Genomic DNA, 26,598 nt, shown 5'->3' on the forward strand with positions numbered 1-26,598 from the left:
GTTCCACATCCTGCCCATCGCCACCGCTCTTGCCGACGCTTCACAGGGACGACTTCATGAGCAAGCTCCTCAGCCCGTTTCAACTGGGCGACATCACGCTTCCGAACCGCATCGTCATGGCGCCGATGACCCGCTGCCGGGCGGGCGCCGGGGATGTGCCGGTGGCCCTGAACGCCACCTACTACGCCCAGCGGGCGGGCGCCGGCCTAATTGTGACCGAGGCGACGAACGTCACCGCGGCGTCATGCGCCTTCGAGCGCGCGCCGGGCATCTATTCGGCGGAGCAGGTCGCGGGCTGGCGCCCGGTGGTCGAGGCGGTGCACGCGGCGGGCGGGCGGATCGTCTGCCAGCTCTGGCACTGCGGTCGGGTGGGTGCGGCGGGCATCCTGAACGGGCAGCAGCCGCTGGCGCCGTCGGCCGTCAACGACGACCTGGGGCTGCTTCAGGTCTATGGGCAGCTGGGGAACGGCCATTACGTGCGGATCGCCGCGACGCCGTCGCGCGCCATGACGCTGGCTGACGTCGAGGAGGCCGTGCGGCAGTTCCGGCACGCCGCCGCCAACGCCTGGGCGGCCGGCTTCGACGGGGTGGAGGTGCACGCAGCCAACGGCTACCTGCCGCACCAGTTCCTGTCGCCCGGCACCAACCGCCGCGACGACCGCTATGGCGGCCCGGTGGAGAACCGCGCCCGCTTCCTGCGCGAGATCGTCGAGGCCGTGGGGGAGGTCGTGCCGATGGGCCGCGTCGGCGTCCGGCTGTCGCCGACCGCGGCCTACAACAACCCGATGGATCCGGACCCGCACGAGACCTATGGGCACGTCGCGACCATGCTCGATGGGCTGGGCGTGGGCTTCCTGGAGATCGCCGACACCAACGCCTGGGCCGGCGCGCCGGACCGGACGGAATTGCTGAAGATGATCAAGCCGCATTACCACGGGCCGGTGATCCTCAACGGCGGGCTGAGCCCCGATCTGGCGGAGCAGTTGGTGGCGCTGGACACCATCAGCCTCGCCTCCTTCGCGCGGCTGTTCATCGCCAACCCCGACCTGCCGGCGCGGATCGCTGAAGGGGGGCCGTTCAACGACCCGCACCCGGTGGGCTGGTACGGCGGTGGGGCGGAGGGCTACACGGATTACGCGTCTCTGTCGGAATCCGATTTGGTGGCGGGCGCGGCATGACTCCGCGGCGGACCGTGGCGGCGCTGGCCGCCCTCGCCGTGGTCGGGCTGGCGGGGTTCGCCGTGGTCGCCTGGAAGCCGGAGATCGCGCCCGTCCGGCGGCCAATGGCCGGGGACTTCGCGCCGGACGAGGTCCGCCGCGGCGCGACCCTGGCGACGCTGGGCGACTGCGCCGTCTGCCACACGGCCGACAATGGCGTCATCTACGCCGGCGGCCGGCCGCTCGCCACGCCGTTCGGGACGCTGTATGCGACCAACATCACGCCGGACGAGGCGACGGGCATCGGCCGCTGGTCGAAGGACGCCTTCAGGCGTGCGATGCGCGACGGAGTGGCGCGCGACGGCAGCCACCTGTACCCGGCCTTGCCCTACGACCACTACACCCACGTGACCGACGGCGATCTGGACGCGCTCTACGCCTACCTGATGACGCGGCCGGCGGTTGAGGCGAGGGCGCCGGAGAACAGCCTGATCCCGCCGCTGGGCTTCCGCCCGTTGCTGACCGGATGGAAGCTGCTGTTCCTGGAGACGGGAGGCATCGCCCCGGACCCGGCGCGGAGCGACACCTGGAACCGCGGCCGGTATCTGGTCGAAGGGCTGGGCCACTGCGGATCCTGCCACACGCCGCGCAATCTGGCCGGCGCGGAGATACGCTCCAAAGCCTTCGCCGGAGGGGTCGCGGAGGGCTGGAACGCCCCGCCGCTCGACGCGTCCAGCGCCGCCGCGCGGGCATGGACGGCGGAGACGTTGTACACCTACCTGCGCACCGGCCTGTCCCCGCGGCAGGGTGCGGCGGCCGGCCCGATGGAGCCGGTGGTGCACGGCCTGTCTTCCGCGCCGGAAGAGGACGTGCGGGCCATCGCGACCTACATCGGGTCGGTGATGGGACTCAAGGCATCCAAGGAACCGGCACCCGTTCCGCCGCCGGTGGACCGTGCGGCCGAGGCGGCGCGGGAGCATCCGGAGGGGGCGGCGCTGTTCGCCGGGGCCTGCGCCGGCTGCCATGGCGACGGCGCTCCCATGGTCGCGCAGGGCCGTCCGCCCCTGTCCCATGTCGACGCCGTGCAGGCCGAGGATCCGCGCAACGCGGTCCAGGCTATCCTCCAGGGGCTGAAGCCCTCCTCCGGCGTCGGACCTTACATGCCGCCCTTCCGGGACAGCTTGACCGACGGGCAGGTCGCCCAGATCGCCGCCTATGTGCGCACGCGCTTCAGCGAGAAACCCGCTTGGCCCGAGCTGGCCGACGCCGTCGCCGAGGCCAAGCGGGAAGGATCCTCCCCATGACCATGACCCTGACCATCAACGGGGCCGAGCACCGCGTCGAGGCGGAGCCGGACACCCCGCTGCTCTACGTGCTGCGCGACGACCTGGGGCTGAACGGGGCCAAGTACGGCTGCGGGCTCGGCCAGTGCGGCGCCTGCACGGTGCATGTGGACGGCCGGCCGGTCTTTTCCTGCCTGACGCCGGTCGCCGCGGTCCAGGGGCGGCGGGTCACCACCGTGGAAGGGCTGGGCTCCCCCGGCAACCTCGGGCCCCTGCAACAGGCGTTCGAGCAAGAGCAGGCGGCCCAGTGCGGCTATTGCATCGCGGGCATGATCATGCGCGCGCAGGTTCTGCTCGACCGCGGCGGGTCGATCAGCGACGCGGACATCCGCAACCACATGCAGACGAACCTGTGCCGCTGCGGCACGCACATGCGCATCCTGCGCGCGGTCCGGCGCGCCGTCGACGCGACGGGCGCCCGAACCTCCAGCCTGGAGGCCAAGCCGTGAGCCGGTCCCTGGACACCCTCTCGCGCCGGTCCTTTCTGACGGCCGGCGCCCTGGTCGTCGGATTCTCGATGGTGCCCCGCGCCTTCGCGCAGCTGGTCGGCGGTGGGGAGGGCGGCGCCGGACCCAAGGTGGTAGCACCCAACCTGCCGGGCAGCCTGAAGTCCGCGCCCATACTGGACAGCTGGATCCGCATCGACGCCAACGGGGCGGTCACCGTCTTCACCGGCAAGGTGGAGCTGGGCCAGGGCATCAAAACCGCGCTGATCCAGGTCGCGGCGGAGGAGCTGGACGTGCCACCGGCGCGCGTCACTCTGGTCACCGCCGACACGGCGCGCACGCCGGACGAGGGGCTGACCGCCGGCAGCCATTCCATGCAGGACAGCGGCACCGCGATCCTGAACGCCGCGGCGAACGTGCGGATGCTGCTGGCGCGCAAGGCCGCGGAGGGCTGGGGCGTCGCGGAGGATGCGGTTGCCACCACCGGCGACGGCCGGCTGGCCGGACCCGGCGGCCGTTCAGCGTCCTATGGAGAGATCGCGGCGGCCCTGTCACTGCACGTCGAGGCGATGCCCGACGCGCCACGGCGCGATCCGGCGCGCTATCGCACCATGGGCCGGGACCTGCCCCGCGTGGACATCCCGGCGAAGCTGGCCGGCGGGGCGGCCTATATCCAGGACATGCGGTTGCCGGGCATGCTGCACGCCCGCGTGGTCCGCGGCCCCAGCGTCGGCTCCCGGCTGGAGCCGCTGGCCATCGCGGAGGTCGCGGCGATGCCGGGCGTGGTGACGGTCGTCCAGGACGGGTCCTTCGTCGCCATCGTCGCGGAACGGGAATGGACCGCGGTCAAGGCGCTGCGCCGCATCCAGAACGCGAAAACCGTGCGCAGCGCGCCGCCGCTGCCCGCGGGCGGCCCAAACCCGCAAGGCGTAGTGGAGGCGCTGAAGGCGCTGCCGTCGCGGGACATCGTGATCCAGGACGGCCCGGACCGTCCCGCCAACGCGGCCCACACGGTCAAGGCGCGCTACACGCGCCCGTGGCTGAGCCACGGCTCCATCGGCCCCTCCTGCTCCCTGGCGCTGTTCCAGGACGGCAAGCTGACGGTGTGGACGCACAGCCAGGGAACCTTCGACGTGCGCCGCGTCGCCGCGCAGCTGGTCGGCTTGGCCGAGGAGGACGTGCACGCGATCCACGTCGAGGGCTCCGGCTGCTACGGCCAGAACGGCGCCGACGACGTCTCGGCCGACGCGGCGCTGATCGCCAAGCACGTGCCCGGCCGCCCGATCCGCCTGCAGTGGATGCGGGAGCAAGAGTTCGGCTGGGAACCGCTCGGCCCCGGCATGGTGACGGAACTTGAGGCGTCGCTCGGCCCCGACAAGCGCATCGCCGCGTGGCGGCACGAGGTCTGGAGCAACCCGCACAACAACCGCCCGGTCGGGGCCGGCGGCGTGCTGGCCGGCGGGGAGGTCCCGAACCCCTTCCCGGTGCCGGAAGGCAAGCCGATCCCCATGCCCGAGGGCGACGGCAGCCGCAATTCCGTCCCGCTCTACAACCTGCCCAACCTGCACGTGGTCTATCACTTCCTGAAGGACATGCCGATCCGGGTGTCGGCGCTGCGCTCGCTGGGCGCGCACCTGAACGTGTTCTCCATCGAGAGCATGTTCGACGAACTGGCCAGGGCCGGCGGCATCGACCCGCTGGACCTGCGGCTGGCCCACATGGCGGACGAGCGCGGGCGGGACGTGATCGCCGCGGTGGCGGAGCGCTTCGCCTGGCGCGACCGTCCACAGCCCGACGGGCGGCGCGGCTGCGGCATGGCCTTTGCCCGCTACAAGAACCTGGGCGCCTATTGCGCCGTGGCGATGGAGGTGGAGGTGGAGCGGGAGACCGGCCGCATCCGGGTGCGGCGCGCGGTCGCCACAGTCGATTGCGGGCAGGCGGCCAGCCCCGACGGCGTCCGCAACCAGGTCGAAGGCGGCATCGTCCAGTCGATCAGCTGGACGAGCCGCGAGGCGATGTCCTTCGACGCGGAGCGGCGCACCGGCTTCGACTGGAGCGCCTACCCCATCCTGCGCTTCAAGGACGTGCCGGACAGCGTCGCGGTGCATGTGATGGACCGGCCGGGCCAGCCCTTCCTCGGCACGGCCGAGGCGGCGCAGGGTCCGGCGGCGGCGGCGCTGGCCAACGCCGTGGCCGACGCCACCGGCGTGCGCCTGCGCGACATGCCGCTGAACCCGGAGCGGGTGCGGGCCGCGGTGGGGGTGATTTAATGGTGCGGCTTGGCCTTTTTTCCCCTCTCCCCTCTGGGGAGAGGGTCGGGGTGAGGGGGCGGCCACAGGCCGACAACGCACACTCATTGCAGTGCTCGGACGCCCTACGGGCGCCCCCTCACCCTAACCCACTCCCCCGGAGGGGAGAGGGGATTTAAGAGCGGCCCCTCAATTGAACTCGATGCGGTTGCGGCCGTTCGCTTTCGCGCGGTAGAGGGCCTCGTCGGCGCGGTGCAGGACGGCTTCGACGCTGTCCGGGCCGGGGCGCAGTTCCGTCACGCCGAAGCTGGCGGTGGTGGGGTGGGAGCGGCCGTCGGGGAGTTGGATCGGGGTCGCGGCGACGCCGGCGCGGATGCGCTCAGCGATGGCGCCGGCGGCCTTCAGCGCCGCGCCGGGAAGGAGGATCGCGAACTCCTCGCCGCCGATGCGGCCGATGCTGTCGGTGCCACGCAGATGTTCGCGGATTTCGGCGGCGACGAACTCGATGGTGCGGTCGCCGGCGGCGTGGCCGTGCTCGTCGTTGATGCGCTTGAAATGGTCGATGTCGAGCATGACGAGGGAGCAGGGATCGGCCCCCTGGGCTGCGTCGGCGACGGCGACGGCGAGGATTCCCAGCAGATGGCGGCGGTTGTGGACCCCGCTCAGCGCGTCGGTGATGGCCAGCCGGTGAAGCTCCCGCTCCATCAGGCGGCGCGCGGTGATGTCGGTGGCGATGCCGATGGAGCCCTGGGGGCTGCCCTCCGCCGCCGGCAGGGCTTTGCGGACGACCAGGAGTTCACGCGTGAACCCGCCGGGGGCGGTGACGCTCGTTTCGAACACCGTGGAGGACGGGTCCATGGCCGGGACCCAGCGCCCCTGCCCGATCGGGGCCGGGGCCGGTGCCGCCTCCGCCTCCTCGTCCGTCGACGCGTCTTGGGCCGGGACCTGCGGGAACAGGTCGCGGAAGGCCCGGTTGCACAGCACGCGGCGCCCTTGGGCGTCCTCGTACCAGACCGGGCTCGGCATCATCTCGATCAGGTGTTCGACGAAGCGGCGCTGCTCCTCCGCCTGGGTGCGCTGCCGCGCCAACTCCGCCGTCCGTTCGGTGACGCGCCGTTCGAGCGACTGGTTCAGCTGCTCGATGGTCGCGATGTCCCGCCAGGCGCGGAGAGCGCCCACTAGGCTGGTGAACAGCTTCTGGGAGGTCAGCTCGCTCTTGGCTTTGTAGTCGTTGATGTCGTAGGCGATGATGACGTCGCGTTCCGGCGCCTGGCCCGGCTGGCCGGTGCGCAGGATGATGCGGATGCGCTGGTTGCCGAGGTCGCGGCGGATGTGGTGGACCAGTTCCAGCCCGGAATCCTGGGCTTCCATCACCACGTCCAGCAGCATGACCGGCACGTCCGGCCGTTCGGCGAGGATCGCCCGCGCCTCGGCCGCGGAGAAGGCGCTGATCATCGTGAAGGGACGGTTCTCGAACCGGAAGTCGCCGAGCAGCACCCGGGTCATGGCGTGGACCTGCTCGTCGTCGTCCACGACCAGGACCAGCCACGGCTCCGCCCCGGCGACCGTGGCGTCCGGTTCATCGTCGCGCAGGAACAGGTCGTTTTCCGACAGGCTTTCCGGCGGGCTTTCCGGCAAACTTTCCAGGGGGTCCATGGTCGGGTTCAGTCGTTGACGATGTCGACGCCGGTGAAGACCTGGAGGAACGGGTCGATGCGGTAGCCCTTCACCTCCTTGCGGAGCGCCACGGAGACGACGGAATGCGCGATGGGGTACCAGGGCGCTTCCCGGTTGAAGATTTGCTGGGCCTGCCGGTAGTCGGCCGTCCGTTCCTCCAGCGAGGCGGTGCGCTTGGCATTCAGCACCTGCTCGTCGAATTCCGGGTTGCACCATTTCGCGAAGTTGCCGCCGCCGGGCCGCGTCGCGTCGCAGCCGAGCAGGACGAACAGGAAGTTGTCCGGGTCGCCGTTGTCGCCGGTCCAGCCGTAGATGCCCATTTCATGCTCGCCGTTCGCCATGCGCCGGCGGTATTCGCGCCACTCGTCGGTGACCAGCGTCGCACGGATGCCGACCCGTTCCAGGCTGGCCTGGATGATCTCCGCCGCGCGCTTCCCGTTGGGCATGTACTGACGGGCGACCGGCGGGTACCAGAGTTCGATGGCGAAGCCGTCGGGGTAGCCGGCCTCGGCCAGCAGCCGCCGCGCCTCGTCGGGGGTGAAGGGATATTCCTTGGTGGTCTCGTCGTAGGACCACATGATCGGCGGGATGGGGTTCTTGGCCGGCCGGCCGCCGCCCTGGTAGACGGCGTCGAGGATCATGCCCTTGTCGATCGCCATGCTGATCGCGCGGCGGACGCGCACGTCGCTCAAGGGGGCCTTCTGCGTGTTGAAGGCCAGGTAGGCGACGTTCAGCCCCTCCCGCTGCTGGATCACCAGGTTGGGGTCGGAGTCGATCTTCGCCAACTCCGTCGGGTTCGGGAAGACCATGAGGTGGCATTCGCCCGCCCGCAGCTTGTTCAGCCGCACCGCCGCGTTCGGGCTGATCGAAAAGATCAGGTTGTCGAGCGGCTGGCGCCCCGCCCAGTGACGCTCGAACGCCTTGTAACGGATCGCGGCGTCCTTCTGGTAGGAGACGAACTGGAACGGCCCGGTCCCGATCGGCGCCTCGTCGAACTGCTCCTTGCGGTTCAGGCGGGTCAGCGTGTCGGCGTATTCGGCCGACTGGATCGACGAGAAGGGCATGGCGAGGTTGGCGAGGAACGGCGCCTCCGGCCGGTTCAGGACGATGCGCACCGTGTGGTCGTCGACCCGCTCCACCTCCTTCAGGAGGCTGCCCATCGACATGTCCTTGAAGTAGTCGTAGGTGCCCCGGCCGACCTTGTGAAAGGGGTGGTCGTCCTTCCATTGCCGGTTGATGGAAAAGAGGACGTCGTCGGCGTTGAAGGGGCGGGTCGGCTGGAAATCGGCGTTGGAATGGAACCACACGTCGCGGCGCAGCGTGAACACGTAGGTCAGGCCGTCCGGGGAAATGGTCCAGGATTCCGCCAGGCCGGGGGTGAGGTTGGTCGTGCCGCGCACGAACTCCACGAGGTTGTTGAACAGCGGCAGGGCCGCGTTCATGCTCGTACCAGTTGTCGTAACCTGCGGATTGAAGCTTTCCGGGTTGCCTTCGGAACAAAAGACGAGGGATTTGTCCGCCAACGCCGGCGAAGACGCCAGCATCGCCAAAGCCAGCGCCGATGCTGTGACAAAATTACGCAAACTGCGGTTGTCAGTTTTGTCAATTTGTAACATCAAGCACCCCAAGAAGAACCCTTCAGCCTCCCCATTCAGAGAAGGCTAACAGTGGTAACTCTTCTTGGGAAGCGAATGGTGAAACAAACGCCCTGCCCTGGCGCGCTTTCCACAGCTATGCGTCCACCCAGCTTGCCTGTCACAAGATTGTAGACGATGTGCAGGCCGAGGCCGGTGCTGCCTTTGGAACGTTTGGTTGTGAAGAAGGGATCAAAGATCCGGCCGAGATGCGCGGGGTCGATGCCCTTGCCGGTGTCCGTGTAGACCAGCTCCACCGTGTCGTCGTCGATGAGGGTCGCCTTGATGGACAATAGGCCGGCCTTGCCGTCGTCGAACCCGTGCACGACGGAATTCATCACGAAGTTCGTCAGGATTTGGGCGAGAATTCCCGGATGCCCGTCGATGTCGACGGATTCCGGGCAATCGATCCGCACCGCGTGTCCCGCCCGGCGCCAGGACGGGTTGAGGCTGGTCACCAGCTCGTCCAGGTAGGAGCGCAGGTCGAAGCGGCGGCAGTCGCCGCTGGTCTGGTCGGCGGCCACCGACTTGAAGCTCTGCACCAGCCGGGTCGCGCGGTCGAGGTTGACCAGCATGAGCCGGGTCAGCTCGTCCGCCCCGGACAGGAACTGGTCAAAGCCCTTCTTGCGCAGCAGCCCGGCCTCCGCGGCGCGGGACAGCTCCGCCAGCCGGTCGGACAGGTGCGACGCCCCCATCAGGGCGTTGCCGAGCGGCGTGTTGATCTCGTGGGCGACGCCGGCGACCAGCTGGCCGAGCGAGGCCATCTTCTCCGACTGGATCAGGTCGGCCTGGGTCTGCCGCAGTTCGAGCAGCGCGCGGTCCGCCTGGTCCTTGGCCTGGCGCAGCGCGCGTTCGCGCCGGCCGATCTCGCCCAGGAAGAAGGCGGCGGCGCGGGCCATCTCGCCCAGCTCGTCCTGGCGGCCGGTCCCGTCGATGCGGCCGGCCAGCGGGTCGTCGGCCAGCCGCACCATCTGCTCCTTCAGGCGCAGCACCGGCCGGCTGATGGAGCGCGCGACGAGCAGCGCGGTGCCACCGCCCAGCAAAAGGCCGATGGTCGCCCCGACCAGCAGGACGCTGGTCAACAGCTCGCCGATGGAGGCCGCCTGCTCCCGGAAGGTCTCATCAAGCTGGCGCGCGGTTTCGACCATCATGGTCGAATCGTCGTCCATCGCCGCCAGCGTCGCGTTGAGGCGGCGCAGCCCCATGGCGGTCTTGCCGAGGCTGTCGCGCCACTTCTCGATCGCCGCGACCACCTCGTCCTGGAGGAGCGGCGACATGGGCAACCCGCGCACGACGGCCAGCAGCCGTTCCGCGTCGCCCACGACCGCGTCGGCCGCCTCCGGGTCGCGCCGGGCGACGGCGTCGGCCGCCTGCCGCCCCAGCCGCAGCGACACGACGGCGACGTTCTGCGTCTCCTGCTCCGTGTCGTTGGCCTGGATGGAGAAGGCGAGCAGCTGGACGACCTCGTCCTGGATTGCCGTGTAGCCGGTGGTGCGCAGCGTGAGGATGCGCGCGGTCAGCGCCTCGATCGCCGACGCCGCCTCCGCGCTGGCGCGCTGTGCGGCCTCCAGCGCCGCGTTGGCGCGGCCGATGTCGGCCTGTGCCTCCATCAACCGCTCGAAGGCGGGGCGGAGCGGCGGTGTCTCGGCGACCAGGGCGGCGACGTCCGGCTGCCGGTCCAGCAGGCCGGACAGGGCGAGCGCGCGGACGACCGGCACCAGCAGCCCGATGCGGGCCGCCGCGTCCCCGTCCTGCCGGGACGCCAGGGCGTCCGCCTCCCGCTCGAAGCGCGCGACCTCCCTGGTCTGCCGGGCGCGCGCGTCGCGGATCGCCGCCACCGCCCGCTGCAGGCCGTCGACGGCGGCGGCGTAGCGCCGCGCCGGCCCGACCGTCTCCCCACGGTCGGACCCGGCATCCGTGCGGGCGTCCGTGCGGAGTAGCGCCTCCTGGATCTGCTCGGCGGATACGACGAGGCGCTCGACCTCCCGCCGGACGTCGCGGGCGGCGCTGGGCGGGGCCGCGGTGGCCACCAGGCCGGCCACCTGCTCCGCCTCCGTCCGCCCGACCGACAGCATGGCCTCGCGCAACTCATGCGCGCGGTCGACGATCTCCCGGCTGTCGCGCAGGCGCTGGTCGGCCTCGGTGAGCGAGCCGAGGAGATCGACGTTGGAGGCGTGCTGGCGGGCGCGGGCGCGGTCCGTCAGGCCGATCAGCGTGGCGGCGTGCCGCGCCATGTCGGCGACCAGCGCGTCGTTGTCCCGCGTCACGCCGACGAAGATGTTGATCAGCGAGATGGAACGGTCCAGCACGGACGCCGCCGCGGCCAGGGCGGGCTCGTGCTGCGTGCCCCGCATGGCGGCACGGAGGCTGGCCAGCTCCGACCGGGCGGACTCCGCGAAGGACCGGAAGCGCTCGGCGCGGGGATCCCGCTCGGCGGGCGCCACCTGGAGGTAGTCGACGCGCGCCGCGGTGGCCGCCGTCACGTCCCGGTACACGGACCCGGCGAGCACCGCCGCCTCGTAGACCTTTTCGCTGCGGCTCAGCAGCAGCCAGCCGGACACGGCGATCACGGCCGCGACAGCCACCGGGACGCCGCCCACCAGCGCGATGCGGTAACGAATCCTCATGCGGCGATCGGCGGAAAGCGGGTCACAAGGCGTCCGGGCGGCGGGGAACTCGCCCCACTTGACCATCGCGACGGTAAACACTCGACTAACGGCACGCGATAGGGTTGCACCGGAGCGGATGCACTCCGGCGGCCGACACCGGCCACGCCGAACGCGCCGGGCGGGTTTCGTTGCGGGTTAAGACCTTCGTAGGGGTTGGTGCGGTCTCGCCTGAGCCCATGCTTTTCGTGGAAAACCTTGCGGAGGCCACCATGACCCGTCGAGCGTACCATATCAGTAGCCCGGCGCCGATGGCGGGGCTGGCTGCCGGGGCGATCGCCCTGCTTCTCGCCGGGTGCGCGAGCTTCGCGCCGCCGCGCACCGCCACGGCCGATCCCGCGGTGGTGTCGACCCTGAACGGGCTGGTGCGCGGGCCCTGCAACCAGGCCGTCGCCTCGGTCATGGCCGGCGAAGGCATCCCGATCTCGGAGATCCGGGCCGCCGTCTACAGCGAGATCCGCGGCGGTCCCAGTTCCAGCGTGTCCCAATACGACGTCTGGCTGTACCCGCGGGACCAGGATGGCGCGGTCATCGTCAACCTGGACAACACCTGCCGCCCCATGCAGATCTACGCCCGCGGCGGCGCCAACCTCCAGCGCGCGGAGCGCCGATCCTAGGCTTGGCGTCCGTCCCGCACGGCGACCTCCTCCGCGCGGCGCAGCAGGGCGTCGGCCTGTTTCAGGTGCGCCATGTCCACGAGCACGCCGTCGACGCCGACGGCGCCCCGGCCTTCCGCGGTGGCGCGGCCCATGGCCTCGTGGACGGCGCGCGCCCAGGCGATTTGCTGCTCCGAGGGCGAGAAGACCTCGTTGGCGAGCGCCACCTGGGTGGGGTGGATGGCCCATTTCCCTTCGAAGCCCAGCGCGGCGGCGCGCAGCGCGCTCGCCCGGTAGCCCTCGGCGTCGCCGAAGTCGGTGAAGGGGCCGTCGATCGGGCGCAGGCCGTTGGCGCGGCAGGCGTTGGCGACGCGCGCCATGGCGAAGTGCCACTGGTCGTTCCAGTGCCGCTCCCGCCGTCCGCCGGCGTCCGGCCCGGTGAGGACGGCGTAGCGCTCGCTCGGCGTGCCGAACACGGGGTCGTAGGTGCGCATGTCCACCGTGTAGTCGCCAATGCCGAAGATCATCGCCTCCAGCCGGTCGGAGGATGCTGCGATTTCCTCCGCGTTCGCGACGCCGCGGGCGGTTTCGATCAAGACCTCGATGCCGACTTGCTTCTCCCGCCCCTGCTCCCGCTCGATGAGCGTGAGGATCTGCTCCACGAAGCGGACGTCGAAGGCGGAGCCGGCCTTGGGCAGCAGGACGAGGTCGAGGCGCGGCGCGCGCGACACCACCTCCACGATGTCCTTCAGCGCCCAGGGCGTGTCCAGCCCGTTGACGCGCAGGGCCATGGTCTTTGGCCCCCAGTCGATCTCCGCCAGGGCGCGGACGGCGTTTTCGCGCGCCTGCTCCTTGGCGGTGGGGGCGACCGCGTCCTCCAGGTCCAGGAAGACCACGTCGGCGGGTCCGGCCGCCGCCTTGGCGAAGAAGCGCTCCGACGTCGCGGGGACGGCCAGTTCCGACCGTTGCAAACGCCGCATTCTCTCATGCCCGCTCATGGCACGGCCTCCGGGATCGAGCGTGGGTCGGTGATCCGCCCGGCGAGCGCGCTCGCCGCCACGGTGGCGGGGGAGCCCAGGTAGATCCGGGCGGTGCGGTTGCCCATCCGTCCCACGAAGTTGCGGGAGGAGGAGGAGATGCAGACCTCGTCCTCCGCCAGGACGCCCTGGTGGATGCCGGCGCAGGCGCCGCAGCCGGGCGTGGTGACGGTGCAGCCGGCCTCGACCAGCGTCTCCACGATGCCCGCCGCCAAGGCGCGCTTGTAGACGGCCTTCGACGCCGGGGTGACGAGCATGCGCACGCCGGGGGCGATCCGCCGGCCCTTCAGGATTCCGGCGGCGACCGCCAGATCCTCGAAGCGTCCGTTGGTGCAGGTGCCGAGCAGCGCCTGGTTGATGCGCACCTCCGGCAGGCTGCCGATGGCGTGCACGTCGTCCACCCGGTTCGGCACGGAGACCATGGGTTCGACCGTGGCGAGGTCGATGGACCACTCCTCCACGTAGCGGGCGTCGGGGTCCGGCCGCGGCGGGTCACCGACCTCGGCGTTGAGGTTGCGGTAATGCTCCGCCGTCACCGCGTCGAAGGGCACGGTGGCGAACTTCGCGCCCATCTCAATGCCCATGTTGCACAGGGTCATGCGCTCCGGCAGGGAGAACTGGCCGATGCCGTCGCCGTGATACTCGACCGAACGGTAGATGGCCCCGCGCGCGGTGACCGTCTTCAGGATCGACAGCACGACGTCCTTTGCCGAGGCGCCCGGCGCCAGCCGGCCGTTCAGGCTGATCCGCACGCTTTCCGGAACCCGGAACCACAGCCGGCCGTGCGCCCACAGGTAGGCCATCTCCGCGGCACCGATGCCGCAGCCGACCGCACCCACGGCGCCGGTCGTGGTGGTGTGGGAATCCGTGTTCGTGACCATCTGGCCGGGGCGGACGAGGCCGCTTTCCACGGCGACCTGGTGCGAGATCCCCTCCCCCACGTCGTACAGCCGCTCGATGCCGAACCGCTCGCACAGCAGCCGGCCGACGCGCTGGACATGGGCGTGCAGCGGCGTGTCGGCGGGGGCGTAATGGTCGTAGAAGACGGCGATCCTTTCCGGTGCGGCCAGCCTGTCCACACCGTTCGCCGTCAGGTAGCGGTCGATCAGCCCGATGCCGTCGTCCAGGCTGAAGGTCCAGTCCGGCTGGATTTCCACGAAGTCGCCGGCGCTTACCGAGCGTCCGGCAAGGCGCGACATGATCTTTTCGGCCAAGGTCTGGCCCATCGCAACCTCCTGAATGAACGATGTTACGCCGCCCGTGGGCTCCACAGGCCACCGCGGGACACCAGGGCCAGAAGCTCCGGCGGCAGCGGAGGGAAGGCGTGTTCCACGCCGTTCACCGTCGCCGTTCCGGCCGCGAGGTCCGCCTCCACTTGGTCGCCGTCGGCGATTGCGGCGGCGAGGTCGGGGGCTATCACGACGGCGAGCCCGTTGTTGATGGCGTTGCGGAAGAAGATCCGGGAAAAGGACTTGGCGATCACCAGCCGCGCCCCGGCCCCGATCAGCGCGGTGACCGCGTGTTCGCGCGACGACCCGCAGCCGAGGTTCCATCCCCCGACCAGCACGCCGCCGGCGCGGATCTTTGCGTTGATCTCCGGCCCAAGGGGTTCGAACAGGTGCTTCGCCTGGTCCTGCGGGTCGAGCACCGCCAGATAGCGGGCCGGGAAGATGACGTCGGTGTCGACATCGTCCCCGACCACCGTCGCAACGCCGTCAGCGCGCATTCTTGTCCTCCCCGGCCGGGATTTCGGCGTGCCGCTTGTCGAACGCCCACACCTCCGCGAAGCCCATCAGCAGGTTGAAGTCGGTGAAGGGGTAGAGGGGGACCGGCGGCTCCGCCCGCCCCTCCGCCATCGCCGCGTAGGCCGTCCGCATGGCCTGGGCGGCCGCGAGGAAGCCCACGGTCGGGTAGATCGCGATGGAGAAGCCCAGCTGGCGCAGCCGGTCGCGCTCCAGCACCGGGGTGCGGCCGCCGTGGACGATGTTGACCAGCACCGGCACGTCGAAGGCGGCGCCGATGCGGGCCATCTCCTCCTCCGTCTCCGGGCTTTCGATGAAGAGGATGTCGGCCCCGGCGCGGGCGTAGGCCTCCCCGCGCCGCAGCGCCTCGTCGAGGCCGAGGCTGCTGCGCGCGTCGGTCCGCGCGATGACCAGCAGGTCGGCGGAGCCGCGCGCGTCGCAGGCCACGCGGATCTTGCGCACCATGTCCTCCGCCGGGACGACGCGCCGGCCCGGCGTGTGGCCGCACTTCTTGGGGAACTCCTGGTCCTCCAGCTGGATGCCGGACACGCCGGCGCGCTCGTAGCCGCGCACGGTGTGGTGGACGTTGAGCAGCCCGCCATAGCCGGTGTCGGCGTCGGCGATCACCGGCTTCGACACGCCCTGGGTGATGCGCTCCACGCGGCCAACCATGTCGGTGTAGGTGGCGATGCCGGCGTCGGGCAGGCCGAGATGCGAGGCCACCGTGCCGTAGCCGGTGACGTAGAGCGCGTCGGCCGGGCCGGCGTCGGCGATCTTGGCGGAGATCATGTCGAAGACGCCGGGCGCGGAGACGAACTCGCCGTCGGCCAGACGGCGCCGCAGGTCAGGGTTGGGCATGAGCGGGTCCTCCGTTCTGGCGTTCCGCGATCTGCCGGGCGGTGCGGAGCGTTCGTTCCGCGGGCGGCAGCATGTCGACGGCGATAAAGATGCCGTCCACGACGGCGGTGCCGTGGCCGCGCTCCAGGCTTTCGTGGTAGGCCTGGACGATGCGCCGGGCGCGGGCGACTTCGGCCTCGCTGGGCGCGAAGACGTTGTTGGCGACGTCGACCTGGATGGGGTGGAACACGAGCTTGCCGCAGAAGCCGAGGTCGCGGGCGGCCAGGGCGTCGCGGCGCGTGGCCTCCGCGTCCTTGACCGCGGCGAAATAGGCGGCGTCGATGGCCTGCAACCCGGCCGCGGCGGCGGCCACGACGAGGACGGAGCGGGGGTACAGCAGCGCCTCCGCCGACACCGCGCCGCCGGTGATGGCGGTGAAGTCGCCGGAGCCGAAGAACAGGGCCGACGCCCGCGGCAGCGCCTCCGCGATTTCCGCCGCCTTCAGGAGGCCCTTCGGCGTTTCGATGCTGAGGATCAGGTCGACGGGGGTTTCCCGCCCGGCCCGCCGTTCGGCGGCGGCCAGCCGCTCCTCGAAGCGGCGCAGCGCCTCCGCGCTCTCCACCTTGGGCAGCATCAGGCTGTCCAGTTGGGCGAGCGGCAGGCTGTCGAGATCCGTGCGGCTGTCGGCGGTGTCGGTCCCGTTGATGCGGACGCAGCGCTCCCGCCCGGCGAAGTCGAGCGTGGCGAGCGCCTCGGCGACGGCCGCCCGCGCGGTGTCCTTTTCCTGCGGCGGGACGCCGTCCTCCAGGTCGAAGACGGTGCAGTCGGACGGCAGGGTGACCGCTTTGGGCAGCCGGTCCCGGCGGTTGCCGGGGGTCAGCATCAGGCTGCGGCGCAGGCGCGGTTCGCGCGTTCGGGGATCAGGCATGGCCGGCCTCCCCTTCCACAAGCAACCGCACGTCCTCCGGCACCTCGCCGAGGAACAGGCGCTTCACGTTCTCGTTGGCGAGAAGCGCTTCCGCGGCCCCCGCATAGACGACCTGGCCCGTGTGCATGACGTAGCCCCAATCGGAAAAGGACAGGGCGCGGGAGGCCTTCTGCTCCACCATCACGACGGTGAGGCCGGCCCGGGCGAGTTCCCGCAGCTTTTCGAAGACGATGTCCACGTATTTCGGCGCCAGCCCCAGGCTGGGCTCGTCGAGGATGATCAGCGACGGGTTGGTCATCAGTGCCCGCGCGATGGCCAGCATCTGCTGCTCGCCGCCGCTCATGGTGCCGGCGAGTTGCCCCATGCGCTTGCCGACGATGGGGAACAGGGTGACGAGGCGGGCGATGGCCTCCTCGATGCGCCGGCGGTCGCCGCCCAGGATGTGGGCGCCCAGTTCCAGGTTCTCGCGCACGGTCATTTCCGGCAGCACGATGCGCCCCTGCGGCACGAAGGCAACGCCGCGGCCGAGGCGGCGGTGCGGCGCCTCGCGCGTCACGTCGGCACCGGAGACGTAGACCCGGCCCGACCAGACCCGCAGCAGGCCGGCCGCCGCCTTGATCGCCGTCGACTTCCCGGCCCCGTTGGAGCCGATGACGCAGGTGATCAGCCCCTTTTCAAACGTCATGGAGGCCCCGCGCACCACGGGCACGTCGCCGTAGCCGGTGGTGACGTCCTGCAATTCGAGCAACGTGTTCGGTGAACCGCCCATCGGTCCGCTCCTCCCAAGGGTCGCTGCGTTTCCTTTTCAGTCCCCTCTCCCCCCTGCTCACGCGCAAACGAAGTTTGCGCTGACGCGACAGGCGGACCTTTGGTTCGCCGAAAGCGGGGAGAGGGTCAGGGTGAGGGGGTTGCGCGTATGCCGAACGTGCCGCCACGCAAGACCCCGTCACCCTTCCCACTTCGTGGGCCCCTTCCCTCTCCCCAGGGGGGAGAGGGTGATCATCACCGGTTGGCCCACCCGGGCATGGGGATCACGGCGTCGGCGGTTTTCAGTTCCTCGGGGTAGATGATCGCGCGCTTGCCGTCGCGGATCTGGACGAGCAGACCCTTCACGCCGACCTGGAGACCCGTCTTGGGATCGACCTTGTGGTGGCCGAGCACGGTGTCGGTTTCCATGGTGGACAGCGTCTCGCGCAGCTTGTCCTGATCGAGGCTGCCGGTCTTGCGCACCGCCTCCTCCAGTACGGTCACGCCGGCGTAGCCGAAGCCGGAGTAGTAGCCGGGCTCCGCGCCGTACTTGTCCTTGTAGGCCTTCACGAACTCGGCGTTGCCCTTCGTCTTCAGCACCGGTTCGTACAGCGACATGCCGACGGCGTATTCGGCGTCCTTGCCCGCCGCCTTCACGAAGTCGTCGATGGAGGCGCCGTTGTGCACGAACAGCTTCGGCAGGTAGTTGTTGGCCCGGAACTGCCGGACCATCTCGATGGCTTCGTTGGGGTAGCCGACGGAAATCCAGATGTCCGGGTTGGCCTGCTTGGCCTGCGCGAGATAGGAGGAGTAGTCGGACGTCCCCGCCGGGAAATACTCGGCCTTCTCGATCTTGATGTTGCGGTCCTTGGCGATCTTGTTCAGCGCGACCTCCATGTCACGCGCCGCGGGGTAGTCGCGGGAGATGATGTCCATGGTCTTCAGGCCGAACTTCTCGGCCACCGGCCCGACGCCCTCCACATAGGCGGAGATCGGGGCGGCGGTCTGGAAGATGTACTTGAAGTTGCGCTGGTGAATCTTCTCCGACGCGCCGCCGCTGTTGACCATGACGCGCTTGTGCTTCTCCGCCACCGCTGTGGCCGTTGCTGTAGAGGCGGAGCCCCAGGGCGAGACCAGCAGGTCCACGTTGTCGTTGGTGATCAGCCGTTCATAGAGGCGGGCGGCGGTGGCCGGGTCGCTGCGGTCGTCGTAAAGCACCAGTTCCACCGGCCGGTCGAGCAGCCCGCCGCGGGCGTTCACCTGGTCGCGCCACAGCTCGACGGCCTTCTTGTAGTGCTCGGCCGAGTCCGCGAGGTTGCCCGACTGCGACAGGGCAATGCCGACCTTGATCGGCTCCGCCGCCTGGGCCGTTGCGGGCATCAGGGCGGGCGCGGCCAGCAGTGCTGCGCCCGTGAGAATCGTCTTGAACCGGTTCATGCCTCATTCCTCCCATGATGGTGGTTCGCCCCCGGCCTGTGTCCGGCCGTTTGTCGGGCGCTGTCTTGCGGGCGCCTTCAGGCCGCGGCACTTTGCGCGGCTTTGGTCGCGGCCAGCACCTCCCGCCGGGTCGCCCCCTTGGCGGAGCGGCTGCGTGGCTCGATGCCCAGGATCGCGGCCACGTCGCGGGCCGCAGCGACGGCGGCGTCCGGGTCGATGCCGGTCCGCACGCCCATGGCCTCCAGCATGCCTACGATGTCCTCCGTCGGCAGGTTGCCGATGGAGCCGATCTCGTGCACCGCGCCCGGCATGGCGATGCCGCCGCCAATCCCGCAGATCGACCCTTCGACCCAGCGCGCCCCGGCGTCGATGGCCGCCAGCACGTTGGCCCCGCCCATGCCGGCGAGGTCGTGGACGTGGAAGCCCACCTCGACGTCGGGATGGGCGTCGTAGACGCGGCGGATGAGCCGCCCGACATGGGCCGGGTCCTCCATCCCCATGGAGCCCGCCAGGTAGAAGCGGCGGATGCCGGCGTTGCGCAGGCGCTGGACGAGCCCGAGCACGCGGTCTTCCGGGATTGCGCCCTCGTAGGCGCACCAGAAGGCCACGCCGATCGCCATGACGAAGGGGATGCCGGCCCGGTCGGCGATGCGGAAGGCCTCCGCCGCCTGCTCCACCGCGGTGTCCGGCGTCATGTTCTGGTTCTTCTTGAGGTAGATCTCCCCGGCGGTGGTCAGGCCGAGCATCTCACCCACCCCGGCCGCGGCCGCCCGCTCCGCCCCGCGAGCGTTGGGGACGAGCGCGCGGTAGACGGTACCCGGCCGGCGCTTGATGCGGGCGAAGACCTCGTCGGCGTCGCGCAGGTTGGGGACGGTGCGCGGGCTGACGAATCCCGTTACCTCGATGACCGGGAAGCCGGCCTCGCTCAGCCGGTCGACCATACGGACCTTGGCATCCGTGTCGATCCACCGGGGCAGGCTTTGCAGGCCGTCGCGCGGGCCGACCTCCGCGACGAGCACGTGGTCTGGAATGGTGAGCATGGACTCGCCTCCTCAGAAATAGGCGTCCTGGACCTTGGGGTCGGAGCGGATGGCGGCGGCGTCGCCTTCGGCGATCACCCGCCCCTGGGCGAGCACGTGGATCGTGTCGCAGATCTCCAGGACGATGCGCATTTCGTGGTCGATGAAGAACAGGGTCAGGCCGCGTTGGCGCAATGCCTCCAGATGGTCGACGATGCGGTTCTGAAGCCGCGGGTTGATGCCGGCGAAGGGCTCGTCCAGCAGCATGACCGTGGGGCGCAGCATCAGCGCGCGGGCGATCTCCACCAGCTTGCGCTGGCCGTAGGACAGTTCCGTCCCCCACTTGTCGCGGAGCGCCGTGATCTCCAGGAAGTCGAGCAGGCCGAGCGCCCGCTCCACCGCCTCCGCGTCGGACGCGCCGTGGGCCACCGCGACGAGGTTTTCCAGCACCGTCATCTCGCCGAACAGGCGGCTGACCTGGAAGGTGCGGCCGACCCCGTTGCGGCAGATCTGGGCGGGAGAGGCCCGTGTGGTGTCGTGGCCGTTCAGGAAGACCCGCCCGCGGTCGGGGCGCAGCGTGCCGGCGATGATGTTGAACAGCGTCGACTTGCCCGACCCGTTCGGCCCGATCACCCCGGTGATGGAGCCGCGCCCGACCGACAGGCTGACGTCGGACAGGGCGATCAGGCCGCCGAAGCGCTTGCCGACCCCCTCAACCACCAGGATGCGTTCGGCTGTGTCCGCCATGCTCGCGAAGTCGGGGGGCGGGACGGCGGTGGGCGGCGTCTGGATGCGCTGGACGTGCATGTCAGTGGGCCTCCTTGGGGCTGCGGCTGGGCGTCGGGCGGCTGGCGAGGCGGCGCAGGCTGCTGCGCGCGGCGGGCACCCACCACCAGGCGCGGCGCATCGCGAAGCTGACGATGCCGCGCGGCATGAAGAGGACGACGGCCAGGATCACCGCCCCGACCAGGGCCAGGTAAATCTCCGGGAAGCGGGACCACAGCAGCTCGTTCACCACGGACATGACCACGGCGCCGACCAGCGGGCCAAAGGTCGTGCCCATGCCGCCCAGCAGCACCATGGCGATGGTGGTCAGCTCGGTCATCGGCGCGAAGGCCGTGGCCGGGTCGATGAAGCTGAGGTAGGTGGCGTAGAGGGAGCCCACCGCCGCCGGGGCGATGGCCGAGGCGACGAAGGTGCCGATCTTCAGCCGCGTGGTCCGGATGCCCAGCGCGTCCGCCGCGGTCTCGTCCTCGCGGATCGCCAGCAGCTGGATGCCGAGGCGGGAGTTGTCCAGCTTCCAGGTCAATGCGACCATGCCGAAGGCGATCGCCCACAGGACGAAGAAGAGCGGCTTCAGGTCCGTCACCGGCGTCAGGTAGAGCCCGGTCCCGCCCTGGGTGATGCCGTCGAAGCCGAGCGCGAAGGATTCGCAGACCCGTGCCATGCCGAACATGCCGATGGCGAAGAAAGGCCCCTTCACCCGCAGCATCGCCCCGCCGAGCGGCAGCGCCAGCAAGGCCCCGCTGACCCCGGCGCCGGCGGCGGCGAGCAGCCAGTGGACGCCTGCGTTCATCAGCAGCGCGCCGGTGTAGGCGCCGACGCCGAAGAAGGCGACCTGCCCGAAATGGGTGTAGCCCGCGTAGCCGCCGATCAGGTTCCAGGAATAGGCCAGCGCCACGAAGACGAACAGTTGGACCGTGAAGGACAGGGCATATTCGCTGCCGACGAAGGGGATGAGTGCCGCGAGGCCCGCCGACACCACGATGATGACCAGGGATTTCATGCCCGTACCCCCATGCCCAGCAGTCCGCGCGGGCGGACGAGGAGGACGACCAGCATGACCAGGAACAGCATCGCCGACCCGATCACCTGCCCGAACCAATAGCCGCCGAAGACCTCCAGCACGCCCAGCAGCAGGGCCGCCGCCATGGCGCCGGGGTAGCTGCCCATGCCGCCGACGATGATCACCGCGAAGGCCTTGATGCCGAACCGGGCGCCGAGCTGCGGGTCGGAGGCGAAGGTCGGCGCCAGCAACACCCCGGCCAGCCCGGCCATGGCCGCCCCCAGCGCGAAGGTGACGTTGCGCACCGCGTCGATGGAGATGCCGTTGATCACCGCCAGTTCCGGCGCCTGCGAGACGGAGCGGATGGCCCGCCCGAAGCGCGTGCTTTGCAGGAACCACCAGACCAGCAGCGTCACCGCCATGGCGACCAGGAAGGCGACCAGCCGCGACAGGGCGACGTCCTGCCCCAGCAGGTGCACCGATCCGCCAAGCACGCCGGGAAGCCCGCGGTAACCGCCGCCCCAGATCAGGATCGACAGGTTCACCAGGATGGTCGACAGCGCGAAGGTGGCGAGCAACGACATGATCATCGGCCCGTCGGCCAGCCGCCGCAGCACCAGCACCTGCATGGCGAGCCCAAGCGCCGCGGTCAGCAGCGGCACCACGACGATGGCGACGAAGAAGGGCAGGTGCAGGCCGGTGACAATCGACACGGTGGTCAGCGCGCCGACCGCCAGCAGGTCGCCGTGCGCGAAGTTGATGATGCGCATCACCCCGAAGACGAGGTTCAGGCCGCAGGCCATCAGGGCGTACAAGCCCCCCAGGAGAATCCCGGCGATGAGCAGTTCGAAGACAGGCATCTCCGCACCTCGTGTGATGAAGGGGGCTTGCCTAAAGGGGCGCCGAACCATCCGGCAACCCGCCGACGATGGCGGTGAAGGCCGGCGGGATGTCCATGCCGTAGCGGCGGAAGCCGCTGCGCAGGATGACGCCGCGGAAGGTCCGCTCCGCGACGTCGGGGTCGCGCGACGCCAGGGCGGCCAGCATCAGCTCGTGGTTGTTGATGACGCGCGGGACGGCGCGCTCGTGGTCCGGATGGCTCAGCAGGAACAGCCAGACGAGGCTGCTGATGGAGCGCCAGGCGCCGAGCAGATACTCGTTGCCGGCCAGGATGCACAGCCGCTCGTGAAACCCCCAGTCCAGGTTCCGGTAGGCCATGGCGTCGCCGGACTTTCCGACCCGCTCCATCTCGCGGGTGCGGGCCTCCAGGTCGGCCAGCATGGCGTCGGTCAGGGTGGAGGCGACGATGCGGGCGGCGAAGCCTTCCAGGTTCGCCCGCATCATGATCACCTGCACGGCGCTCTCGTTCGTCAGCGAGGTCACGAAGGTGCCGCGGTTTCGCCAGGATTCCACGAGACCGCGGGCACCCAGCGTCTTCAGCGCTTCGCGCAGTGGCGCCCGGCTGACACCGAGCCGTTTCGCCAGCGCCACCTCGACGATACGGTCGCCGGGTTTCAGCTCGCCGCTGCGGATGGCCTGGATGATGCGCTCCGCCACGATGTCCGGCAGGGAGCGCTGTTCCGGCAACCGCCAGGATTCGCCGTCGTCCTCCGCCGTGTCCGGATCGAGTTCCCAGCGCCGTGCGGTGTTGTCGGAATCGTACATGTCGCCCTCGCCAGTAAGCCCCGAGGTGTCCCCTCTCCCCAGAGGGGAGAGGGTTTTTTCATGACCCTCAAATCACCCCTGCCGCGGAGAGCGCCGCCAGCCGCTCCTCGGACAGGCCGAGCAGACCGCGCAGGATCTCGTCGTTGTGGGCGCCGAGCGGGGGGCCCAGGCTGTCGATGCGGCCGGGGGTTTCGGTCAGGCGCGGAACAACATTGGGGATGGCAATCTCGCCGATCCGCTCGTCCTTGACGAAGGCGATGTTCTGCCGTGCCTTGTATTGCGGATCCTCGAAGATCTCGTCGATGGCGTAGACCGCCCCACAGGGGACCTGGAACTCCTCGCAGACGGCCAGCGCCTCGTCGCGGGCGTGCCTGGCCGTCCAGGCGCCGACATGGGCGTCCACCGCGGCGCGGTCGCGTTCCCGGTTCTTCAGCGGGCCCCAGCGGTCGGGACCAGCCAGTTCGGGCTCGCCCATCGCCTCGGCGAGGCGGGCGAAGATCTTGTCGCTGGTGCAGGCGATGGCGATCCAGCGGCCGTCCTTCGTGGGATAGTGGCTGTGCGGCACCACGTTGACGGTGCCCGGCCCCATCCGTTCCCGCACATAGCCCTTCATGTGAAAGGCCGGCGCCAGCTCGTCCAGGATGCGGAAGATCGGTTCGTAAAGGCCGATGTCGATCACCTGCCCCTTGCCGGTCAGGTCGCGCGCCCGCAAGGCCAACAAGGCGCCGAGCGCGCCGTAGATGCCGGCCATGTAGTCGGGGATGGTCGCGGAGCCCGGCGTGACCGGCGGGCGGTCCGGGTATCCGGCCAGGAAGGACAGGCCGCCGAAGGCGTTGCCGATCCGCCCGAAACCGGGCCGCCCACTGTAGGGGCCGGTCTGGCCGTAGCCGGAGATGCGCACCATGATCAGCCGGTCGTTGACCGCGCGCAGATCCTCCCAGCCCAGGCCCCATTTCTCCAGCGTGCCGGGCTGGAAATTCTCCACCAGCACGTCGGCGCCGCGCACCAGTTCCTTCAGCAGGTCGGCCCCTTCCGGCTTGCGCAGGTCGAGGGTGACCGACTTCTTGTTGCGGCATTCCGACAGCCAGGGCAGGCTGTCGCCGCATTCGGTGATGGAGCCGAAGCGGCGCAGCGCGTCGCCCACCTTCGGCAGCTCGATCTTGATAACCTCCGCGCCGAACTCGGCCAGCTGGGTCGAGCAGAAGGGGCCGGCGAGGAAGCTCGACACGTCGATCACGCGCAGGCCGTCGAGCGGCCGGGTTCCTTTGGTGCCGGTGTTGCCCGTTTCCATGGTCTTCTCCCCGTGAAGTCTCACAGCCGCGCCGTCCGGCGCGCGTCGATGGCGTCGAGCGTCGAAAGCACGCGCTGCGCCTGGTAGAGGATCGGGTAATCGACGAACTGACCGTCGATCTGGAAGGACGAAGAGCCCTTGGCCTCGGCCTCCGCGAAGGCGTCGATCACCCGCCGGGCCTTGCGCACCTCCGCCTCGGTCGGGGTGAAGGCGGCGTTCACCGCCGGCACCTGGTCCGGGTGGATGCACAGCTTGCCTTGGAAGCCGAGGGTGCGGGCGCGGAGCGACGAATCCCGGAAGCCGTTGGCGTCCTTCAGGTCGATCCACACCGTGTCGATAGGCGGCTCCAATCCCGCCGCGCGGGAGGCCAGCACGATGGCGCTGCGGTGGTGCAGCAGTTCCAGCTCGTCCCGCGTCCAGGTCAGGCCCATGTCGAGCGTGAAGTCGCCGGCCCCGAAGGCGAAGCGGCGGACCCGCGTGCCGGACCGGGCGATGGCGTCGAGCGCGCTGAAGCCGGCACCGCTTTCCAGGATCGGGATGATGTCGGTGCTGCCGACCGGCAGGCCGCGTTCCCGTTCCAGCTGGCCGACCAGCCAGTCGGCCGTCCGCAGGTCGTCCGGCCGTTCCACCTTGGGAAGGACGATGCCGTCCACCCCGGCCTGCACGACGGCGCGCAGATCCTCGTAGGCGAAGTCGGTGGTCAGGGCGTTGACGCGGACGTAGCCCAGGCAGGGGCGCGGGCGTTGCAGCGCCTCCACCACCACCGGCCGGGTCGCCGCCTTTTCCGCCACCGCGCAGGCGTCCTCCAAGTCGAGGATCACCGCGTCGGCGCCGAGCGTGAAGGCCTTCTCCACCCGGCGCGGGTGGTTGCCCGGCGCGAACAGAAGCGAGCGCAGCACAGTCATGGCTTTCCTCCGTTCGCGGCCCTGTCTTCCACGGCCCTGCTTTCCGCGGGGTCCAGCCGGATGCCGGCCGCGCGCAGCCGCTCCGCGTCGATGCCCAGCCGGCCCACGAGGACCTCGCGGTTGTGTTCCCCCATGCGCGGGCCGGTCGAGCGGATCGCCCCCGGGGTGCGGGAGAATTTGCCGACCACGTTCTGCATACGCAGCGGGCCGCCCAGTTCTGCGTCCTCCAGCGCGACGATGTTCTGGCGCGCGGCCATGTGCTCGTCCCGGAAGATCGCCGCGATGTCGTTGACCGGCGCGACGGTGGCCTGATGGTGCAGGAAGCGTTCCTGCAGGTCGGCGAAGTCGAAGCGGCCGATGGCCTTTTGCAGCTCCACATCCAGGGCCGCAGCGTTCTTCAGCCGCACGCGGTTCTCGTTGAAGCGGGGATCCTGGACCAGTTCCGGGGCCTCCAGCGCGGCACAGATGCGCTCGAAGGTCGATTGCGCGCTGCCGGCCATCGACACCCAGTGGCCGTCACGCGTCCGGTAGGTGTTGCGCGGCGCGGTGAAGGGCAGCCGGCTGCCGGCGCGCTGCTGCACGATGCCCAACTGGTCGTAATCCACCACCTGGGGGCCGAGCAGGGTCAGCAGCGTTTCGTAGATCGCCAGATCCACGACTTGGCCCTTCCCCGTCCGCCGCTGTTCGTGCAACGCCACCATGGTGAGGTAGGCGGCCATCAGCCCGGTGGTGGAGTCCGCCAAGCCGAAGGCCGGCAGCAGCGGCGGGCCGTCGGGGTGGCCGCTGATGTGCGCGTAGCCGGCGTAGGCCTCCGCCAGCGTGCCGAACCCCGGTCGGCGGCTGTTCGGCCCGGTCTGGCCGAAGCCGGACACGCGGACCAGGATCAGGCCGGGGTTCTCCGCGCTCAGCGTCTCGTAATCGAGGCCCCAGCGTTCCAGCGTGCCGGGCCGGTAATTCTCGACCACGACGTCGACGTCCCGAGCAAGGCGCTTGACGATCTCCACCCCCAGCGGGGTGCGCAGGTCGGCCGTCACCGACCGCTTGCCGCGGTTGACGACCTTGTAGTAGAGGCCGACGCCGTCCTTGTCGTGGCCCCAATAGCGGATCTCGTCCCCGCGTCCCGGCTGCTCGATCTTGACGACGTCAGCGCCGAAGTCGGCGAGGAACATCGAGCACAAGGGTGCGGCCAGGAAGTTCGAGATATCGAGGACCCGCACATCGCCGAGCGCGGGCGCAAGCGCGGGTTTCGGCACCGGTTCGGTGTCCGGCACATCCGGCATGGACATTCCTCCCCCAGAGGGCGGCGCGGTCTTGTTTTGCGTCAGAATTGCCGCGCGGTCGTTTGCGCTGAACGGCGACGGCGTTTCGTGCGTCGCCAGCCCGATCCGTGGCCAAATCGCAGCCAATCGTTCGTGGGCTTCCGTTCGACTGTCTGC

23 protein-coding genes are annotated in these 26,598 nt (G+C 70.1%); 5 read left to right on the forward strand and 18 right to left on the reverse strand.

Annotated elements, in window-relative coordinates:
• Nucleotides 1-56 precede the first annotated feature (56 nt).
• Genes M2351_RS17085 through M2351_RS17100 form a run of 4 tightly spaced genes read left to right on the forward strand, consistent with a single transcriptional unit; the run spans nt 57 to nt 5,216 of the window.
• Nucleotides 57-1,178 carry an alkene reductase gene (locus M2351_RS17085; protein ID WP_264657319.1) on the forward strand — a complete coding sequence of 374 codons (1,122 nt, stop codon included), beginning with the start codon at nt 57-59 and terminating at the stop codon, nt 1,176-1,178.
• Complete coding sequence (locus M2351_RS17090) at nt 1,175-2,461, forward strand: cytochrome c (protein WP_264657320.1); 1,287 nt, start codon at nt 1,175-1,177, stop codon at nt 2,459-2,461. Before M2351_RS17085 ends, M2351_RS17090 begins: the two co-directional genes overlap by 4 nt.
• Entirely contained in the window at nt 2,458-2,949 is a 492-nt protein-coding gene (locus tag M2351_RS17095) for a (2Fe-2S)-binding protein (RefSeq protein ID WP_264657321.1), read from the forward strand. Before M2351_RS17090 ends, M2351_RS17095 begins: the two co-directional genes overlap by 4 nt.
• Nucleotides 2,946-5,216, forward strand: a complete 2,271-nt coding sequence (locus M2351_RS17100) for a xanthine dehydrogenase family protein molybdopterin-binding subunit (RefSeq protein ID WP_264657322.1) — start codon at nt 2,946-2,948, stop codon at nt 5,214-5,216. Before M2351_RS17095 ends, M2351_RS17100 begins: the two co-directional genes overlap by 4 nt.
• Before the next feature lie 168 nt (nt 5,217-5,384).
• Here the strand turns inward: M2351_RS17100 and M2351_RS17105 are convergent, their stop codons facing one another.
• From M2351_RS17105 to M2351_RS17115, 3 genes are all read right to left on the reverse strand, one after another.
• Nucleotides 5,385-6,851, reverse strand: a complete 1,467-nt coding sequence (locus M2351_RS17105) for a GGDEF domain-containing response regulator (protein ID WP_264657323.1) — start codon at nt 6,849-6,851, stop codon at nt 5,385-5,387.
• An 8-nt stretch (nt 6,852-6,859) separates the two neighbouring features.
• Nucleotides 6,860-8,314, reverse strand: a complete 1,455-nt coding sequence (locus tag M2351_RS17110; RefSeq protein ID WP_319801894.1) for an ABC transporter substrate-binding protein — start codon at nt 8,312-8,314, stop codon at nt 6,860-6,862.
• Between the two features lie 209 nt (nt 8,315-8,523).
• The gene (locus M2351_RS17115) at nt 8,524-11,133 is read right to left on the reverse strand and encodes a sensor histidine kinase (protein WP_264657325.1); all 2,610 of its coding nucleotides are present in this window, start codon (nt 11,131-11,133) and stop codon (nt 8,524-8,526) included.
• Between the two features lie 251 nt (nt 11,134-11,384).
• On the opposite strand from M2351_RS17115, the gene M2351_RS17120 reads away from it, so the two are divergent.
• Complete coding sequence (locus tag M2351_RS17120; RefSeq protein WP_264657326.1) at nt 11,385-11,789, forward strand: hypothetical protein; 405 nt, start codon at nt 11,385-11,387, stop codon at nt 11,787-11,789.
• Here the strand turns inward: M2351_RS17120 and M2351_RS17125 are convergent.
• The 15 genes from M2351_RS17125 to M2351_RS17195 form a co-directional block, all read right to left on the reverse strand.
• A complete protein-coding gene (locus tag M2351_RS17125) occupies nt 11,786-12,766 on the reverse strand; it encodes an HpcH/HpaI aldolase/citrate lyase family protein (RefSeq protein WP_264657327.1) in 981 nt (326 codons plus the stop codon). The two genes, M2351_RS17120 and M2351_RS17125, sit on opposite strands and share 4 nt — an antisense overlap.
• Nucleotides 12,763-14,031 carry an aconitase/3-isopropylmalate dehydratase large subunit family protein gene (locus tag M2351_RS17130; RefSeq protein WP_264657328.1) on the reverse strand — a complete coding sequence of 423 codons (1,269 nt, stop codon included), beginning with the start codon at nt 14,029-14,031 and terminating at the stop codon, nt 12,763-12,765. The genes M2351_RS17125 and M2351_RS17130 overlap by 4 nt, the downstream gene beginning before the upstream one ends.
• Nucleotides 14,032-14,054: 23 nt before the next feature.
• A complete protein-coding gene (locus M2351_RS17135; RefSeq protein ID WP_264657329.1) occupies nt 14,055-14,531 on the reverse strand; it encodes a LeuD/DmdB family oxidoreductase small subunit in 477 nt (158 codons plus the stop codon).
• Entirely contained in the window at nt 14,521-15,405 is an 885-nt protein-coding gene (locus M2351_RS17140) for an isocitrate lyase/PEP mutase family protein (RefSeq protein WP_264657330.1), read from the reverse strand. Before M2351_RS17140 ends, M2351_RS17135 begins: the two co-directional genes overlap by 11 nt.
• Nucleotides 15,392-16,312: an HpcH/HpaI aldolase/citrate lyase family protein gene (locus tag M2351_RS17145; protein WP_264657331.1), complete on the reverse strand. Its 921-nt coding sequence runs from the start codon at nt 16,310-16,312 to the stop codon at nt 15,392-15,394. Before M2351_RS17145 ends, M2351_RS17140 begins: the two co-directional genes overlap by 14 nt.
• Nucleotides 16,305-17,081, reverse strand: a complete 777-nt coding sequence (locus M2351_RS17150) for an ABC transporter ATP-binding protein (protein ID WP_264657332.1) — start codon at nt 17,079-17,081, stop codon at nt 16,305-16,307. The genes M2351_RS17145 and M2351_RS17150 overlap by 8 nt, the downstream gene beginning before the upstream one ends.
• Before the next feature lie 233 nt (nt 17,082-17,314).
• Nucleotides 17,315-18,496 (reverse strand): amino acid ABC transporter substrate-binding protein, encoded by a 1,182-nt coding sequence (locus M2351_RS17155; RefSeq protein WP_264657333.1) that lies wholly within the window; start codon nt 18,494-18,496, stop codon nt 17,315-17,317.
• A 77-nt stretch (nt 18,497-18,573) separates the two neighbouring features.
• Nucleotides 18,574-19,536, reverse strand: coding sequence for a beta/alpha barrel domain-containing protein (locus tag M2351_RS17160; protein WP_264657334.1), 963 nt, complete (start codon nt 19,534-19,536; stop codon nt 18,574-18,576).
• 12 nt (nt 19,537-19,548) lie between these two features.
• Nucleotides 19,549-20,322 carry an ABC transporter ATP-binding protein gene (locus M2351_RS17165; protein WP_264657335.1) on the reverse strand — a complete coding sequence of 258 codons (774 nt, stop codon included), beginning with the start codon at nt 20,320-20,322 and terminating at the stop codon, nt 19,549-19,551.
• A gap of 1 nt (nt 20,323) precedes the next feature.
• Nucleotides 20,324-21,301 (reverse strand): branched-chain amino acid ABC transporter permease, encoded by a 978-nt coding sequence (locus M2351_RS17170; RefSeq protein WP_264657336.1) that lies wholly within the window; start codon nt 21,299-21,301, stop codon nt 20,324-20,326.
• Entirely contained in the window at nt 21,298-22,161 is an 864-nt protein-coding gene (locus M2351_RS17175) for a branched-chain amino acid ABC transporter permease (protein WP_264657337.1), read from the reverse strand. Before M2351_RS17175 ends, M2351_RS17170 begins: the two co-directional genes overlap by 4 nt.
• Nucleotides 22,162-22,192: 31 nt before the next feature.
• A complete protein-coding gene (locus M2351_RS17180) occupies nt 22,193-22,966 on the reverse strand; it encodes a GntR family transcriptional regulator (RefSeq protein ID WP_264657338.1) in 774 nt (257 codons plus the stop codon).
• A 67-nt stretch (nt 22,967-23,033) separates the two neighbouring features.
• Nucleotides 23,034-24,257 (reverse strand): CaiB/BaiF CoA transferase family protein, encoded by a 1,224-nt coding sequence (locus M2351_RS17185; RefSeq protein ID WP_264657339.1) that lies wholly within the window; start codon nt 24,255-24,257, stop codon nt 23,034-23,036.
• Between the two features lie 20 nt (nt 24,258-24,277).
• Nucleotides 24,278-25,162 (reverse strand): HpcH/HpaI aldolase/citrate lyase family protein, encoded by an 885-nt coding sequence (locus tag M2351_RS17190; protein WP_264657340.1) that lies wholly within the window; start codon nt 25,160-25,162, stop codon nt 24,278-24,280.
• Entirely contained in the window at nt 25,159-26,442 is a 1,284-nt protein-coding gene (locus tag M2351_RS17195; protein WP_264657341.1) for a CaiB/BaiF CoA transferase family protein, read from the reverse strand. The genes M2351_RS17190 and M2351_RS17195 overlap by 4 nt, the downstream gene beginning before the upstream one ends.
• Between the last annotated feature and the right edge of the window lie 156 nt (nt 26,443-26,598).

This window comes from Azospirillum canadense, assembly GCF_025961225.1.
Lineage (GTDB): Bacteria > Pseudomonadota > Alphaproteobacteria > Azospirillales > Azospirillaceae > Azospirillum > Azospirillum canadense.